Source organism: Vibrio sp. DNB22_10_4 (assembly GCF_052879755.1).
This window is the reverse complement of sequence record NZ_JBNNXW010000094.1, coordinates 1-256: the sequence shown is the minus strand read 5'-3', so window position 1 is coordinate 256 and position 256 is coordinate 1. Positions and strand designations below refer to the sequence as shown.

Here is a 256-nt window from a genome sequence, read left to right as displayed (position 1 = left end):
CCTCGCAACCGCGCGCGAGGTACGCGGCGTCGACCCCAGCCACTACGCCAGCCTTGCCGCGTTGGACGACGAGGATGCGCAGGCCTGGAGCACACGCGTGTTCGGCGAGGCGGCCGCGCGCTACTTTTTCGAGCCGATGGTCCACGGTCTGTACTTTCATCGGCTGGCCGGCACGTCACGCGCGCTGCTGGGTGCGCTCACGGCCTTCAACGGTGCTGATACGCTGACGGCCGATGGTGGCTGGCAAGCCTTGCCG

General features: G+C 68.8%; 1 protein-coding gene. It reads left to right on the top strand.

The genetic code is table 11. The annotated features are described in order from the left end of the window. Nucleotides 1-256: hypothetical protein (locus ACVA6Q_RS24800; RefSeq protein ID WP_446649246.1), on the top strand; the 256-nt coding region annotated here is incomplete at both ends.